Annotated in this window: 10 protein-coding genes and 1 tRNA gene; 8 read left to right on the top strand and 3 right to left on the bottom strand. The window is 49.4% G+C overall.

Annotated elements, in window-relative coordinates; translation table 11 throughout:
• Window positions 1-221 precede the first annotated feature (221 nt).
• On the top strand, window positions 222-1,139 hold the full coding sequence (locus tag N909_RS0107170; protein ID WP_051689585.1) for a LysR family transcriptional regulator: 918 nt from the start codon (window positions 222-224) through the stop codon (window positions 1,137-1,139).
• Between the two features lie 108 nt (window positions 1,140-1,247).
• On the opposite strand, the gene N909_RS25620 is transcribed toward N909_RS0107170, so the two are convergent.
• Entirely contained in the window at window positions 1,248-1,427 is a 180-nt protein-coding gene (locus N909_RS25620; protein ID WP_155005889.1) for a hypothetical protein, read from the bottom strand.
• 518 nt (window positions 1,428-1,945) lie between these two features.
• Between N909_RS25620 and N909_RS0107165 the strand changes: the two genes are divergently transcribed.
• The 6 genes from N909_RS0107165 (at window position 1,946) to N909_RS0107140 (ending at window position 11,358) form a co-directional block, all read left to right on the top strand.
• Window positions 1,946-4,279 (top strand): type I restriction-modification system subunit M, encoded by a 2,334-nt coding sequence (locus N909_RS0107165; protein WP_029913468.1) that lies wholly within the window; start codon window positions 1,946-1,948, stop codon window positions 4,277-4,279.
• Window positions 4,276-4,467, top strand: coding sequence for a hypothetical protein (locus N909_RS0107160; RefSeq protein WP_029913467.1), 192 nt, complete (start codon window positions 4,276-4,278; stop codon window positions 4,465-4,467). The genes N909_RS0107165 and N909_RS0107160 overlap by 4 nt, the downstream gene beginning before the upstream one ends.
• A complete protein-coding gene (locus N909_RS0107155; RefSeq protein ID WP_029913466.1) occupies window positions 4,457-5,380 on the top strand; it encodes an Abi family protein in 924 nt (307 codons plus the stop codon). Before N909_RS0107160 ends, N909_RS0107155 begins: the two co-directional genes overlap by 11 nt.
• Before the next feature lie 149 nt (window positions 5,381-5,529).
• The gene (locus N909_RS0107150; protein ID WP_162179115.1) at window positions 5,530-6,699 is read left to right on the top strand and encodes a restriction endonuclease subunit S; all 1,170 of its coding nucleotides are present in this window, start codon (window positions 5,530-5,532) and stop codon (window positions 6,697-6,699) included.
• A 146-nt stretch (window positions 6,700-6,845) separates the two neighbouring features.
• Window positions 6,846-10,463 (top strand): YobI family P-loop NTPase, encoded by a 3,618-nt coding sequence (locus tag N909_RS0107145; protein WP_029913464.1) that lies wholly within the window; start codon window positions 6,846-6,848, stop codon window positions 10,461-10,463.
• 241 nt (window positions 10,464-10,704) lie between these two features.
• Entirely contained in the window at window positions 10,705-11,358 is a 654-nt protein-coding gene (locus N909_RS0107140; RefSeq protein ID WP_029913463.1) for a Fic/DOC family protein, read from the top strand.
• Here N909_RS0107140 and N909_RS25615 read toward each other — a convergent pair.
• Window positions 11,355-11,585 (bottom strand): hypothetical protein, encoded by a 231-nt coding sequence (locus tag N909_RS25615; protein WP_155005888.1) that lies wholly within the window; start codon window positions 11,583-11,585, stop codon window positions 11,355-11,357. The two genes, N909_RS0107140 and N909_RS25615, sit on opposite strands and share 4 nt — an antisense overlap.
• A gap of 177 nt (window positions 11,586-11,762) precedes the next feature.
• Here N909_RS25615 and N909_RS0107135 point away from each other — a divergent pair, with 177 nt between their 5' ends.
• Entirely contained in the window at window positions 11,763-14,972 is a 3,210-nt protein-coding gene (locus tag N909_RS0107135; RefSeq protein WP_425415849.1) for a type I restriction endonuclease subunit R, read from the top strand.
• 479 nt (window positions 14,973-15,451) lie between these two features.
• Here the strand turns inward: N909_RS0107135 and N909_RS0107130 are convergent.
• Window positions 15,452-15,528 (bottom strand) — tRNA-Pro (locus N909_RS0107130).
• Window positions 15,529-15,644: the final 116 nt, after the last annotated feature.

Here is a 15,644-nt window from a genome sequence, read left to right as displayed (position 1 = left end):
TTAGAAACACATCACTTCAATTTTAAACGGTCAACCATTATGGCTAAGCGTGATCGTTGAATCGTAGCAACGCAGAAGGGGATTGTCTTTCACCGGATGATGTCTTGTGCTATGGATGTTCTGTTCCTTGCCGACTTATCCTGAATTCTTCAAGGGGAAACAGTGCTATAGTTTTTGCAGTCACCTATCCTCAGCTTTGGCGCCGAAGGCGAAAGTAGCTAATGCGATTATTTGACACCGTTTCACTCAAATACTTTTGTGCGGTCTGTAAAGAGGAGAATATTGCCCATGCTGCGGCCAAGCAGGCCACGGTCCCTTCTGCGGTCAGCAAACGGATCAGCGCCATGGAGCAAACCATCGGCACACCGCTGTTGCAGCGCGGTTCCCGTGGCGTCAAGCCGACGCCTGCGGGGATGGTCCTCTGGCGCTATGCCAATGAAATCCTTGAGCTGATGGCACAGATGGACAAGGAATTGAGCACCTTTGCCGATGATGTGCGGGGGAAAGTGCGGGTCTGCGGACCGTTCTCGCCGGTTATGGAGCTTCTGTCAAAAGACATTGGCAATTTCATGCGCCAGTATCCGCATGTGCAGGTGGAAATTATCGAAAAAGTGACGACCGAGATCGTGACCTCGGTCGAAACCGGGGATGCCGATATCGGCGTCTGCTGGGAAGCAGCCGATTTGGATAAACTGCAGTGTCGCCCCTATCGGCATGATGATTTGGAGCTTCTTGTGCCGCGTTCCCACCCCCTGGCGTCCCGCGATGTCGTCACGGCTGGCGATATCGTTGATTATGATGTGGTTGATATCTTCCCGGGCAGCCTGGTCTCGAATCGCTTGGGGCAGGAAGCCAGTAAGCTTGGTAAAATCTATAATTGTCGGGTTCAGGTTTCGAGTATTGAAAATGCCTGTCGGATTGTTGCCGATCAGTTGGGCATAACCGTCATTCCGCGGGGCGTGCTGCCCTCCTATGAAGGGCTGGTGACCATTCCGGTCGGGGATGCCTGGGCGCACCGGCTTTTTATGATATGTGCAAAAGATTTTGCCAAGCTTGCGCTGCCCACCCGGCTGCTGGTGGACAGTTTGTCCGCAAGTGTTGCGCATGCTGAGCAGGATCATCAGGCTACGGAGGCATAAAATCTCTCCAATCTGTCATTCCGCTCCTAAAATGAACAATGCCGATCCTTCTAAAGGATCGGCATTGTTGCAAGGTACAGTCAAAGTTGCCTATCGGATGAGGCTACTTCAATCCTCTTCCGACCAGGTGAACAACGGGCCCATGCTGGAGCGGCCATAGCCACTGAAGCTTGCAGACGAGCCAAGTGATTGAAAAACAGAAGAAACGGCATCTTTGAAAGAACGCTTTTTGCTTGTCGCTGTGCGATTTTTTGTCGGAGACAGAGTCTCCATCGGTATCGTTGTCATAAGTCTTCTCTCCATTCTCTTTGGTTATGTCCCACAGGTGTCGTGGGCTTATTTAAACTCAAGTTGACGATCAGCGTTCACTTGAGATGAACTGACAAATTAACACTTCCAACTTAAGCGAACCTGAATCATCCTTGAGACGATGATTTATTTATATTCATATTAACATGAATCGACAAGTGGTGATAATTCACCCTTGTCATGCCGAATGGGGATGGCTGGAGTTGGTTCGGCTGGCATGGTGAAAGGGGAAGGATGGGGATGAAAATGCTATTCTTTGTTCTCTCCGGATCAAGGTCTGGTTTCGCCCTGCTGACCATCTCTACAAGGAGTTTTATCGACCCGTTCCTCGGCAGAGAAACCGATAGAAATATTGCAGCTATTTCGTTATGATCTGTGAATATTTATGCTATCCGGGGGAATGCGATGATGGCCCGCAAAATTGATTAAGACCGCTTCGTGTCCGCAAGGCCGGAGCGGTCTTTTTGCAATGAAATTCCAGGAAGGTATTTAGTTTTATGACACCCAATTTTACCCAGACCGCTGCATTTTTGTGGGCGGTTGCTGATCTGCTGCGCGGTGATTTCAAACAAAGCCAGTACGGCCGGATTATTCTTCCTTTTACGCTATTGCGCCGGCTTGAGTGTGTTCTTGAAGAGGACAAACCCGGCATCCTGAAGAAAAATGCTGAAGTCAGTAAAATGGGATTACCGGAGAGTGCCGCTGAAAAAATCCTGTTGCATGCGACCTCCGCAAATTTTGTCAACACCTCGCCCATGGACCTGTCCAAGCTTGGGGAAGCGAGCATCAAAGATAATCTGGAAACCTATCTGCAATCTTTCTCAAAAGATGCGCGGGAGATTTTTGAATATTTCAAGTTCAGTGAATTTATCGGCCAGCTGAATGACTGTAATCTACTTTATAAGGTGGTGCAAAAGTTCGCCAATGCCGATCTCAGCCCGCAGCGTATTTCCAATTATGAAATGGGGCTGGTTTTTGAAGAACTGATTCGGCGTTTTGCAGAGAGTTCCAATGAAACTGCCGGTGAGCACTTTACCCCACGTGATATCGTCCGCCTGACAACGTCTTTGGTTTTTATGGCGGATGATGAGGTTCTAACTCGGGAAGGGATCATCCGCACCATTTATGACCCAACGGCCGGAACAGGAGGCTTTCTCTCCAATGGCATGGAGTATGTTCACGAGCTCAACCCCAATGCGGTCATGCGCGCTTTTGGCCAGGAGCTGAACCCGGAATCTTACGCCATCTGCAAAGCCGACATGCTGATCAAAGGACAGGAAGTCGACCGTATCAAGCTGGGCAACACCCTGAGCAACGATCAGCTTTATGCCGATAAATTCGATTACATGCTTTCCAACCCACCCTTTGGAGTCGATTGGAAGAAGGTCGAAAAAGAGATCCGGGACGAACACACCTTCAAAGGTTTTGACGGACGCTTTGGCCCCGGTTTGCCACGGGTCTCCGACGGCTCGTTGCTGTTTTTGCTGCACCTTATCAGCAAGCTGCGCGACACCAGGGACGGCGGCGGGCGAATTGGCATTATCCTCAACGGCTCGCCGCTTTTTACCGGCGGCGCGGGGAGTGGTGAGAGCGAAATTCGCCGTTACATCCTTGAAGTCGATCTGCTGGAGGCAATCGTTGCCCTGCCGACCGACATGTTCTACAACACCGGCATCGCCACTTATGTCTGGGTACTCTCCAACAAGAAAGCCCCGGAACGAAAAGGAAAGGTGCAGCTCATCAACGGCGTCAACCTCTGCAGCAAGATGCGCAGGTCCCTCGGTTCCAAGCGCAACGTGATGCTTGATGATGATATTGCCACGATCACCCGAGCCTTCGGACAGTTCGCGCAAATTGACAGTGTTGAACTCAACAAACCAGAGGATGTGAAAAGCAACCGGGGTCGGCAAGCTGACAACCCGAAAGCACCAGAACCGAAGACCTTTTCGAGCAAGGTTTTCGCAACTACTGATTTCGGCTACCGGCGCATTACCGTTGAGCGGCCTTTGCGGCTTTCGGTACAGTTCAGCAATGAACGTCTGGAAGAGTTGCGTTTTGCGCCCAAACCGTTCGATTCGGTGATGAAGTGGGCTTACGAACAGTTTGGACAGAACTGGGCGGATGAAGATTACGGCGATCTCTCCGCTTACGAGAGTGAAATTCGCGCCTATATCAAAGAGAACTTCTCCGGGTTGAAAGAGAAGCAGATCAAGACGGTGTTAGACGACGGTCTGTGGCGTTTTCAGAAAGCCCTGCTGGAGGTCGGAGTCGCGTTGCAAAAACAGCTTGGCAAACAGATGGGGACTGACGCTATCGTTGTTGGCCACTGTGATGACTTCAATCATTTTGAAGGCCAGCTGAAGAAGGCTCTGAAAGCAATCGAGGTGAAGCTTGAGGTTGGGGAGAAAAAACAGCTTCTTAATGCAGTGAGTTGGAAAAATCCCGAGGCACAACGGGTGATCAAGAAGGTTCACAGTCAACAGGCCGATCCACTTTACGGGCTGTTTGAGCTGGGGAAGAAGGTCGTCGAATTTCAGGCCGATGGCGATCTGCGCGATTATGAGAATATCCCCCTTGATCCGTCACGTCCGGTCAAGGAGTTGGTTGAAGATTATTTTTTAAAGGAAGTCGCTCCCCATGTGCCCGATGCCTGGATCGACGGCAGCAAACGTGATGGCAAAGATGGTGAACTTGGTCTGGTTGGTTACGAGATCCCTTTCAATCGGCATTTCTATGTCTACACACCGCCGCGTTCGCTGGAGGAGATTGATGCTGATCTTGATTTGGTGAGTCAGGAGATTATGGATCTGCTGCGGGAGGTTCATTCGTGAAAGCTGCTGCTTGCCAGATGTTTTCTATGTTTAAAATAGTACTTGACGGTATGAATGGGGGAATGTACAGTTTTTCCATCGCTTCGGCGATTCACTTTAAAAACACCCTCCAAGCCTCTCCGATGGTTCGCCGTCGCGATGCTCAAACCGGAGGGTTTATTTTTAGGGGGCTAAGCTATGCAATATAGCAAGCCCCCTCTTTCAATTGATGATCAGGTTGCCCGTTTGTTTCAGCGCGGGTTAGTCTGCGAAAACCCTGAGCGACTCAAACATTATCTCACCCATATCGGCTACTATCGCCTTAGCGCCTATTGGCTCCCTTTTGAACTAGCTCCTGTAGAACCAGACAGCCGCAACCATCATTTCGAAGCAGGTACGACCTTTGACCGGGTTTTGGATCTCTACGACTTTGACCGAAAGCTGCGGCTGTTGGTGATGAACGCCCTCGAACGGATTGAAGTTGCGATCAGAACGCGTTGGGCAGGTGCTATGGCAAAGCACCACGGTCCTCATGCTTATATGAATTCAGATCTTTTTAAAGATCCGTGGCAACATCAGCGGGACTTGGCGATGCTTTCCCGTGAAGTCAAGAAGAGTAGTGAGGTTTTTATCAAGCATTATCTGGATCACTATTCAAGGCCCTTTTTGCCACCCATTTGGGCAATTGTCGAGATGATGAGTTTTGGGCAACTGTCCTGTTGGTTTTCCAATACGAGCAATACAGAAATAAAAAAAGAAGTCATGCGAAGTCTGAAGTTGCCTACGATTGAGGTTTTAGAAAAAGTGCTGCATACCCTAACCCCGGTGCGAAACACGGCTGCCCACCATGGCAGACTGTGGAATCGTCAATTTCCGATGACTCTGCCGGAGATAAAACGGCTGCGGGAAAGGGTTATGCCGAATAGTGCTCCCGATAGGCTGGGGCACCGCATTTTCAACTACCTGGTCATCATCGAGTACTTGAAAAGTGTCATCAATCCAACGGGGCAATGGAAGTCGCAGTTGATGAGTCTTCTTGAGACTGTTTTGGAGAGTGACTTGAGGGCGATGGGGTTTCCGGAGGATTGGCGGGAGCGTGAGCCTTGGCGTGGGGTAGAGTGATGACAGGGCGTTACTCAGCATATTTCTCTGTCAAGAATTCGGGCGTTGCGTGGGTTGGTGATATCCCAAAGACATGGGATGTTAAACCCCTATTCGCGTGCACAGATACTGAGTGTCGGAAGAATGTTGATGGTCAAGAGTCAAATATATTGTCTTTGAGCTATGGTCGAATTATTCGCAGGGATGTTGAAGAGAACTACGGTCTTTTGCCCGAATCGTTCAACACGTATCAACTGGTCGATGCAGGGGACATTGTTTTACGCCTTACTGACCTCCAGAACGATAAACGCAGCTTGCGAGTAGGGCATGCTGGAGAGTCGGGGATAATTACCTCCGCGTATCTTAAATTGATCGCCAAAAGCGGCCAGCTTAACGATCGCTATTTGTATCGCCTTTTACATTCCTACGATACGACGAAAGTGTTCTACGGGATGGGCGGCGGACTTCGGCAATCCATGAAGTTCGAAGATATGAGGCGTTTGCCATTGCTGGTGCCTTCAATTCCTGAGCAGGAGCAAATCGCCAACTTTCTCGACCACGAAACCGCCAAAATCGACACCCTGATTGACAAGCAACAACAACTAATCAAGCTGCTGAAAGAAAAGCGCCAGGCGGTGATCAGTCATGCCGTAACCAAAGGGCTGAACCCCGATGTGCCGATGAAAGATTCCGGTGTTGAGTGGTTGGGGGAAGTTCCGGAGTGTTGGGACGTGCGGCGAATCGGAACATTATTCTCGGAAAGCGGCTCAAGAGCTGTAAGGGAAGCAGAGCTTGAGTACCCCATACTTCGCGTGTCTATCCATCATGGCATATCGGATAAGGAACTTGATGAAGAGGAGATGGAGAGGAAGGTTTTCAGAAGTGAAGACCGTTCCCTCTACAAAGTAGTACATGAAAACGATCTTGCTTACAATATGATGAGGGCTTGGCAGGGGGGATTTGGTGCCGCAAAGGTTAATGGTTTGATCAGCCCGGCATATGTCGTTTGCAAGCCGAAGGCTGAGTTGAATTCTTCATACTTTGAACTTGTTTTACGTTCACCAAATGCGGTTACAGAGCTGAAACGGTTTTCACGGGGGATCACGGACTTCCGGCTAAGGCTATATTGGGATGAGTTCAAAAGCATTAAAGTACCTATCCCACCGGCAGGTGAGATCGAGAAAATTTTACAGCACATAGACAAAGTAAACTCAAAATACGATCAAATTTCAGCGAGTGCGCAGAAGCAAATTGATCTTCTTATAGAACGGCGCACTGCACTTAACTCAGCCGCCGTCGCCGGCAAGATCGATATTCGGAACTGGGTGTTTAAAGAATGATGTAAAAGTCTGAAAACCGGGAGTGATTCCAGTTTTCAGAATTATTTATCCGAAGATCAAGCATGAAAAATCGGGCACCCCGCAAAAGTGGACTGATTTAAGTCAGCCTTTAGTGCTTTTTCGTTTCTTGAAGGTTAGGTTATCGTATGTTAAAGACCATCACCTCAATAACACTCTGGGTTGCCAATAGACTCTATAGCATCGTGTCTTGGCTGGAAAGCAAAGACCGCTCCGCCGACATGCAATCGAAGTACGTGGACCTCGCGCCAACTGATGAGGCAGACAAGGCTGGCGTATATTCCGAAGCGATTTTGTTTGCGACGAACAATGCGAAGGTCTCTAACATCGCTCTAACTGGCCCCTATGGATCAGGAAAGAGCAGCATCATCCAATCCTTCTTGAAGAAGTATCGGCGGCCTGCGCTTCATATTTCTCTTGCTGCATTCGTTCCCGAGGCCGATTCGAGGGGCGAGAAGGTAAGCCGTCAAGAGATTGAGAGAAGTATCCTGCAGCAGATGCTGTATGGTGCTGACGCAAACAAGCTTCCGCTATCAAGATTCAAAAGAATTCAATCTCCTGGTGTTTGTTCGATTTTTAAATCTCTTTACATAATGCTTGGAATTCTCGCGCTGTGGTACGTGTTTCATAAACGAGAAGACATCATCAGTGGCACTTTTTTCGTCCCGCTTGCGCTCAGCAATTGGCTCAATCTGGGGATTTTAGTGCTTGCGGCAACATTCCTCTGGGTGACGCTGCATCACTTTTATGTCGCGAGCTTCGGCCTGTCACTCAAGAGCATCTCGCTGAAGGATGTTGAGATTAAGCCTGCACATGATGACCAGGCGTCCATATTGAACCGCCACCTCGACGAAATAATCTATTTCTTCCAATCAACCGCTTATGATCTTGTCATCATTGAGGATCTCGATCGATTTAACGATACTGAAATTTTCGTCACACTGCGCGAAATTAATAGCCTCGTGAACGAGAATGCAGGCGTGAAACGCACTATCAGATTCCTCTACGCCCTGCGCGACGATATGTTTGTCAACACCGATCGAACCAAGTTCTTCGAATTCATTATTCCCGTTATACCGATCATCAACACATCGAATTCGATCGATATGGTATTGGAGCAGGGAAGGAGACTTGAGCTTGATGAGCGCCTTGACCCGCAGTTTCTGAGAGAGGTCTCACGATACCTGAACGACCTGAGGTTGATTCAGAACATTTTTAATGAGTACGCCATCTATGTGGCTAATTTGGAAACCGATGGAGAGAATCTGCTCGACACCAACAAACTCCTCGCGATCCTGATCTATAAAAACGTCTATCCAAGGGACTTTGAGCAACTGCACCGCGGCGCGGGGGCTCTCGCCAAAATATTGAACCTCCAAGACGAACTCATTGGGCATGGTGAGGCCACGTATAGGACGGAGATCGCGGAACTCGAAAAGCGACTTGAAATCGCCGAGCGACAGACGCCTTCGGACCTGAAAGAGCTGCGGCAAATCTACGCTATGGCCCTGATTGAGAAGCTTCCAGAGAATGTTGTCACAGTCAGTCTTGATCGGCAAACATGGATCACGCTTCACCAGTTGGTCAGCCATGATGCGTTCGAGCAATTTATTGAGGCTTCGCGTCTATTCTGCCGTAGCGGCTACTATAATCAACAAGATACGGTCGATGTTTCCAAATTGCAAAGCGAGGTAGATTCTCAGAAATCCTACAAGCAACGCAAAACGGAGATCGAAAACAAGGCGGCTGGCAATAAGAACAAGAGCTTGCGCAAAATACAGGAGCTAAGATCAAAGATCGCAGCGCTTCGTACGACTAAGCTTAATGAGCTGTTGCGTTTGAATGCCGACCGCGTGCAGGAGCTTCTCGGAAACTTAGGGGAAAACGGGGAACTTGCCCGTTATCTGATTCTGGAAGGCCATCTTGACGATACCTACTACCAATACACTTCACTCTTTCACTCAGGCCGTTTGTCGCCCAATGACAACAAGTTTCTAATCCAGATAAGAGCATTTGTTACGCCTGAACCGGGTTTCCCAATTGACAATCCAAAAGAGGTCATCGCAGCGATGCGAGATGAAGACTTCCGGCAAAGCTATGTCTTGAACGTCAAGCTTGTCGATAGTCTCTTAAGTGACCCAAGCTGTTACCCCGACCAAATGAAGAAGCTTATCGAGTGTCTCTCGTCCGAATTCGAAAGCTGCGAGAGTTTTTTCGATTCCTATTACTCCAGCGGCCACTATGTTGTAGGACTGCTTTCGGAGCTAGCAAAAGCATGGAAAGGTCTTGTCCCAACAGCCATTGCCAGCCCCAACAATATCTCACACGTTACCCAACTGGTCGCGAGCCTACCGGAAAGCGTGCTCAAAACGCTCGCAAGGGATTTCAAGAAACTACCGGAATTTGTTTCGGCGAACCTTCCTGAGATTTTGGTGAATTCACCCGAATTAGCACCGGAACGCCTTGCATGTCTCGACTTTGAGGTCAAAGATCTTGCTGCAATCAAAGAACACTCTGAAATTGTACACTTCATGTTCGAGGAGGGGCTTTTCGAACTCACGATCGCAAACTTGGAATTCATCTACCAAGCGATTTTGGGAGAGAAGGATCTTAAGCCATTACGTGAGAGGAACTACACGGCCATACGTTCAACAAATAACGCAACCTTGATGAAGTGGGTCGAATACGATTTCGATCGCTACCTACATGATATCCTTTTGGATCTTCAAGGGAACTCAGAGGAGGATGCCCCCGCTATTCTTGCCGTTGTTCGCCACGATACGCTTGATCAAGGTGATCTTCGGGAGTTTCTTGGACGGCAGACGACCCCGCTTCCATCCCTAGAGGATGTGCCTGGGGGGGTGCACTCGATGCTGTTCCAGTTAGGTAAGATCGAACCAACCTGGATGAACTGTCTTGATTTTATCGAAAGTGAAGGGTTCGAGGATGAGTGCCTGATTGGCTATCTTGATCGAGATGACGTCCGGTCGGCTATCCTGAAATATCCCATACCAAGCGACTCAGATTCACTGAAGCTGCGTCTGTTCCTCTTCAATGCTGGCTTACTATCTGATGCCAGCTATAAAGAATATGCGCATGCTTTACCCAAGCCTTTTAAAGAATTTCCTGTAGGGCTTGAGCCAGCCAAACTTCGAGTCTTAATAAGTGAGGAAAAAGTCACATTTACTACGGAGAGTTTAGAAGCGCTCGCTGAGAACAGGAATTTGCAGTTACTATTTGTCGCGGCCAACATCCACAAATATCTGGCGGACCCAGTTAGCTTCGGCCTGGATGACGATTTCTTGGAAGATCTTCTTCGATCTGAAATTAATCATGCTTCCAAGCTTGGGATAGTCAAAATAATGGACCTAGAAGCGCTTGTGGGCCTTCCCGATCGATCAGCACTCATAGGCTCGGTTCTTGTCAACACCGACGCCAACATACCCAATCTCAATGGGAGTATTGCACAATCCCTAGTTGAGCATTCTACGCCCATAGCGACGCAAATATCACTCTTTAATAAATATCATTCTCTTATGACTGATGACGAAGTGCGTCATGTCTTGGCTAATCTGCCCCAACCCTTTTCCCAAATAAAAACTGGGTATAACAAGCCAAGATTGGAGAACAGCCCCGAGAATCAGGTTTTGGTCAGATGGCTTGATTCAAGAAACATTATCTCGTCATGGAGTGAGAGTAAGAAATTATTCAATAATGATATTAAAGTGAATCTCTATAGACACTGAGAAGCGGCTTCCAAAATTCCGCATTGTCTCGGTGTCAGCGTTACTCCGTCTGGGGTGCCACACACCGAACGACCGATTCGGGCCAACTCTTGCAATGCTGGTAATAGGGTAACGCCGGGACGCTGTTGACAAATTGTCATTCCTGGAAGGAGATCTGCCTTAATAGGCGGATGGTTTACATAAATGTGAAGTTTTTAGGTGCAACTATGTGGAATACCCCAACCTATTTGAGAGTAACGGAATGACTTCATCCGGTCGATATGACACCTCGGGATATCCTGAAGATCAGTATGAGCCTGGTTCTGATGGAAAGGTTTTAAAAAACCGGCTTAGGATTACCTCCCGTGAAGAAATGGAGATTGCCGAAACGGAATACTTGTGGAAAGCACAGGAACACCTGCTGGATGTTGTCGAGGAAGATCAGCAGTTTACTGCTCATGACATTTTCGAGATGCACCGTACTTGGCTTGGCGTTGTCTACGAATGGGCGGGCAAAGAACGCCGGGTGAATGTGAGCAAGGATGGTTTTACTTTTGCCATGGCCCACACAATCACTGGGTTGATGTTGGAGTTTGAGCGCAAACAACTGTCCCGCTACACACCTTGCCGATTTGATAGTTACGATAAAATTGCCCAGGCGTTGGCAGAAGTGCATGTCGAACTGATGTTGATCCATCCATTTCGCGAAGGGAACGGCAGACTAGGCCGGTTGCTCGCCACGATAATGGCATTGCAGGCCGGTTTGCCATTGCTGGATTTTAGTGAAATGGCTTGTGAAAAGAAGGATGAATATTTTTTAGCGGTGCGAGTAGGTTTGGAAATGAATTATGCGCCGATGAAACAACTGTTCCTAGACGTAATAGAAAGTTCGGAAGCATCAAATACGGAGGATTAAGCTTTGTCGGAGGCAAGACGGCCTGACTTGTGATCATGCTTGGTTTCAGTTATGCATGTTGTTTTTGAGGAGGGATTCTTGCGGTCTACAAAGCGTCCGGTGGCAGCATCTCTTTTTACCCGGATGCCTTCAATGGCAGAAGATGATTCGATGTTGCGAGCCATATTGCGTTGGCGGGTGGTGCTATTACTTAAATGAATATTACTTTTTGCGAGTGTTTTGCCCATAAAGTCAGATCTCGGATTAAGTGTTAGTCTGCTTGCCTGCGCCAGGCCAGTTTGTCAAACACGACTATTATAGCCGGAACGGATTGTTTTTAGAAGGCTATAGATGAATGCCCGGAGGGAATTGTGGTGGCAAATAAATCGAACGAGCAAAGCTTCCAAAACGACATCATTGCTCAGATGGTCGCCAACGGCTGGCAGCTTGGAACCTCCGCTGGTTACAATCGGAAACTGGCCCTGTACGAAGAAGACGTGATCGGCTTTGTGCAGGACAGCCAGGGCGAGCAGTGGCAGAAATACTGCAAACTCTATCCGCAAAACCCGGAAAAGCACCTCCTTGAAAGAGTCGCCAGCCAGCTCAACAAAGCCGACCCCAACGCCGCCGACCGTGACCTGCGCACTTTCGGTACTCTTGGTGTGCTGCGTCACGAACTGCGCGTTCGTGGTGTGCGCTTTAAATTTTGCCAGTTCAAGCCGGAACACGACCTCAATCCCGATACCCTGACGAGATACAAAAAGAACCGCCTGCGTATCGTACCGGAGCTAGTCTATAGTCCCTATGCGACCGAAGACCTAGTCGGGAGCGAGGAACAGGCGGGCAAGCAGGCGAAAAGCTGGCGTATCGACCTGGTGCTGTTCGTCAATGGTCTGCCGGTTGCCACTTTGGAGCTGAAGTCCGAGTTCAAACAGGCGGTCGATAACGCTATCAAACAATACAAGCGTACCCGTTTGCCGAAAGATCCAGTCACTAGGAAGCCAGAGCCGTTACTGACTTTCAAACGTGGCGCGCTGGTCCACTTTGCAGTCAGCCAGTATGAGGTCTACATGACCACCCACCTGGAAGGTGACGATACGTTCTTTTTGCCGTTCAACCAGGGGACCAAAGAGGGCGGGGCTGGTAATGACGTGCCGGATGATCCAAATGAGTACGCCACCGGTTATCTCTGGAACGAGGTGCTGCTGCCCGATAACCTGCTCAAAATCCTCGCCCGCTATGTCCATCTGCAGATCGAAGAAAAGGAAGATTGGCAAGGCAAAAAATACAAAAAAGAGACACTGATTTTCCCCCGTTACCACCAATGGGACGTGGTCAACCGGCTACTTGATGCCGCCCGCAAAGAAGGGCCGGGACAGAAATACCTGATCCAGCACAGCGCTGGGTCGGGCAAGTCGAACTCCATCGCCTGGACCGCGCATCAGCTCTCATCCCTTTATACTGCCGCTGGCGATAAGCAGTTCCATTCGGTGATTGTTGTCACCGACCGCACCGTACTCGATGATCAACTACAGGATACCATCTATCAATTTGAACATGCTGACGGGGTAGTGGGGCGGATCAATCGCGAGGTCGGTGAAGGCTCAAAGTCTGAAAAGTTGGCGAAGGCGCTGGAGAGTTCCCAGCCGATTATTATCGTTACCATCCAGACTTTTCCCTTTGTGCTCCAGGCAATTGAGAACAGTGTCAGCCTCAAGGAACGACGCTATGCCATCATCGCTGACGAGGCGCATTCGTCGCAGACCGGCTCGACTGCCCGGAAATTGAAAGAAGTGCTGGTTGCCGAGAATACAACTGATGATATCGAGTACACTTCTGAAGATATCCTTGATGCCACTGTCGCCGCCCGGCGTTCTAACGATAACCTGAGTTATTTTGCGTTCACAGCTACGCCGAAGCCGAAGACCCTGGAGCTGTTTGGCCGTCTGCCCGATGCTGGTCAACAACCTTCCAAAAGTAACCTGCCTGAAGCGTTTCATGTTTATTCGATGCGTCAGGCCATTGAAGAAGGTTTCATCCTTGATGTGCTGAAGAACTACACCAATTACAAGGTTGCTTACCAGCTGGCGCAGAGGATTAAGGACAGGGACAAAGAGGTTGACAGCAAGAAGGCGACAGTCAAGCTTAACCAGTGGGTGCGGCTGCATGATTATAACATCGCCCAGAAGGTGCAGGTGATTGTCGAGCACTATAAGAACAATATCATGGGGTTGCTTGGCGGCCAGGCCAAGGCGATGGTGGTAACCAGCTCACGCAAGGAGGTGGTGCGATACAAGCAGGAGTTCGACAAGTACATCATCCGTAAGGGTTACAGCGGTATCAGCGCCCTGGTGGCCTTTTCCGGTGAGGTGGCGTTCAATGACAACGACCCAAATGTCGCAGGGCTGCTCGGTGAAAAGTTCACCGAGCACAGCATGAACCCCGGCCTTAAAGGGCGCGACATGCGCAAAGCTTTTGACACCAACGAGTTCCAGGTGATGCTGGTTGCCAACAAGTTTCAGACCGGCTTTGACCAGCCGAAGCTTTGCGCTATGTATGTCGATAAAAAACTCTATGGCGTCGAGTGCGTGCAGACCCTGTCGCGCCTGAACCGGACCTATCCGGGAAAAGGAGAAAGTGGCACTTTTGTGCTCGATTTCTTCAACGAGCCGCAGGATATTCTTGAGTCTTTTCAGCCATATTTTCAGACTGCTGAGCTGGCGGATGTCTCCGACCCTGACCTGGTTTTTGATCTCTTCGACAAGCTGCGTGCCGAAGGAATCTTTACCTGGCAGGAGATAGAACAATTCGCTGTGGCCTTTTTTGCCAAAAACAAGAGCAATGCCGCGATCAGTAATATCTGCAAGCCGGCGGTGCAGCGCTGGCAAGGACGCTACAAGCTGGCGGTCGACGCCTACAAAACCGCCAAGGAGATGTTCGACCGCACCAAGCAGACCGGTGACGCGGTCCTGATCGCCAATGCCGAAAGGAGCCTCAAGGAGTGCAAACAGGAAAAGGATCGGCTTGATATCTTTAAAAAGGACCTGGGCAGTTTTACCCGTTTTTATGAATTTATGTCGCAGATTGTTGACTACGACAGCAAGGATCTGGAAAAACTCAGTCTTTACGGTCGCCACTTACGGCCGCTGTTACGGGAAAAACAGGAAGAGGAAGATGATATCGATCTGAGCAATGTCGCTCTGAGCCACTACCGGCTTTCGAAGCAACGCGAGCAGAATTTGGTGATGGAATCGGCTGGAGATTACAGCTTAATGCCGGGTAGTGATCTTGGAACCGCCAAACCGAAAGATAAAAAGGAAGAATTCCTGTCGCAGGTCCTAGCGCGTTTGAACGAACTGTTTATGACCGATAATCTGACCGATAAGGATTTGGTCAACTATGCTTACACGATTCGCGACAAGGTTCGCGAGAACAAGGTCGTCATGGACCAGATTCTCAACAATACCCCTGAACAGGCTATGTTGGGTGATTTTCCAAAAGCACTCGATGATGCGGTTTTGGATAGTAATGAGGCACACCAGAAACAGATGATGCAGATTCTGGCAAACCCCGAAGTCGCTAGGGGTTTTGCCAGGGTGGTGTTTGATTTGCTGACACACAAAGAATTGCGATAGGCGGCAATGTAGGGTCTCTTGGAACGTGTTTTCAGGATGCCTCTTTTTGCATACGAAGAAAAAAGTTCGGGGCGAGAGGATTTGCCCACTGGGTCACCGGCGTCCTGCCGGTTCCTGCGTCGGCTCCACTGTGCTCGCTGGCGCTTCAAATCCCCCTCAATCCCCCTTTGTAAAAGGGGGAAGGTCAAACTGCATTGGTCTCATTCAAGGTCTGTAGATCCTCTCTCGAAAGCAATAACAAAAAAGCACTTCCCAAAAAAATGGAAAGTGCTTTTGTTGTAACTGGTCGGGGCGAGAGGATTTGCCCACTGTGTCACCAGCGTCCTGCCGGTTCCTGCGTCGGCTCCCCTCCGCTCACTGACGCGGCCATCCTTGGCCGCTTTTCTGACATTCAGTCAGCGCTCGCTACGCTTCAAATCCTCTCTCGGCATGCAAATAAAAAAGGGTCGGCTTAAATCGCCAACCCTTTTTTCTTCGTATGGTCGGGGCGAGAGGATTTGAACCTCCGACCCCCTGCTCCCGAAGCAGGTGCGCTACCAGACTGCGCTACGCCCCGATACCTGGTGTTTTCTGAAGTACGGCGGACATATTTAGCATCGTTGCAGAGGAAAAGCAAGGTTTTTTGCGCCCGCCGCTGGGAATATTGTTCGTCTTTATTTTTGCGGAGTTAAC

The sequence above is a fragment of the Pelobacter seleniigenes DSM 18267 genome (genome assembly GCF_000711225.1).
GTDB classification, from domain to species: Bacteria; Desulfobacterota; Desulfuromonadia; order Desulfuromonadales; family Geopsychrobacteraceae; genus Seleniibacterium; species Seleniibacterium seleniigenes.
Note: the sequence above shows the minus strand (reverse complement) of the source record. Positions and strands in the feature narration are given on the sequence as shown.

Coding starts and splice junctions, on each gene's coding strand:
- N909_RS0107135 (WP_425415849.1), top strand. CDS start 11,763: ATGGTCGCCAACGGCTGGCAGCTTGGAACCTCCGCTGGTTACAATCGG.
- N909_RS0107155 (WP_029913466.1), top strand. CDS start 4,457: ATGCAATATAGCAAGCCCCCTCTTTCAATTGATGATCAGGTTGCCCGT.
- N909_RS0107140 (WP_029913463.1), top strand. CDS start 10,705: ATGACTTCATCCGGTCGATATGACACCTCGGGATATCCTGAAGATCAG.
- N909_RS0107170 (WP_051689585.1), top strand. CDS start 222: ATGCGATTATTTGACACCGTTTCACTCAAATACTTTTGTGCGGTCTGT.
- N909_RS0107145 (WP_029913464.1), top strand. CDS start 6,846: ATGTTAAAGACCATCACCTCAATAACACTCTGGGTTGCCAATAGACTC.
- N909_RS0107165 (WP_029913468.1), top strand. CDS start 1,946: ATGACACCCAATTTTACCCAGACCGCTGCATTTTTGTGGGCGGTTGCT.
- N909_RS25620 (WP_155005889.1), bottom strand. CDS start 1,427: ATGACAACGATACCGATGGAGACTCTGTCTCCGACAAAAAATCGCACA.
- N909_RS25615 (WP_155005888.1), bottom strand. CDS start 11,585: ATGGGCAAAACACTCGCAAAAAGTAATATTCATTTAAGTAATAGCACC.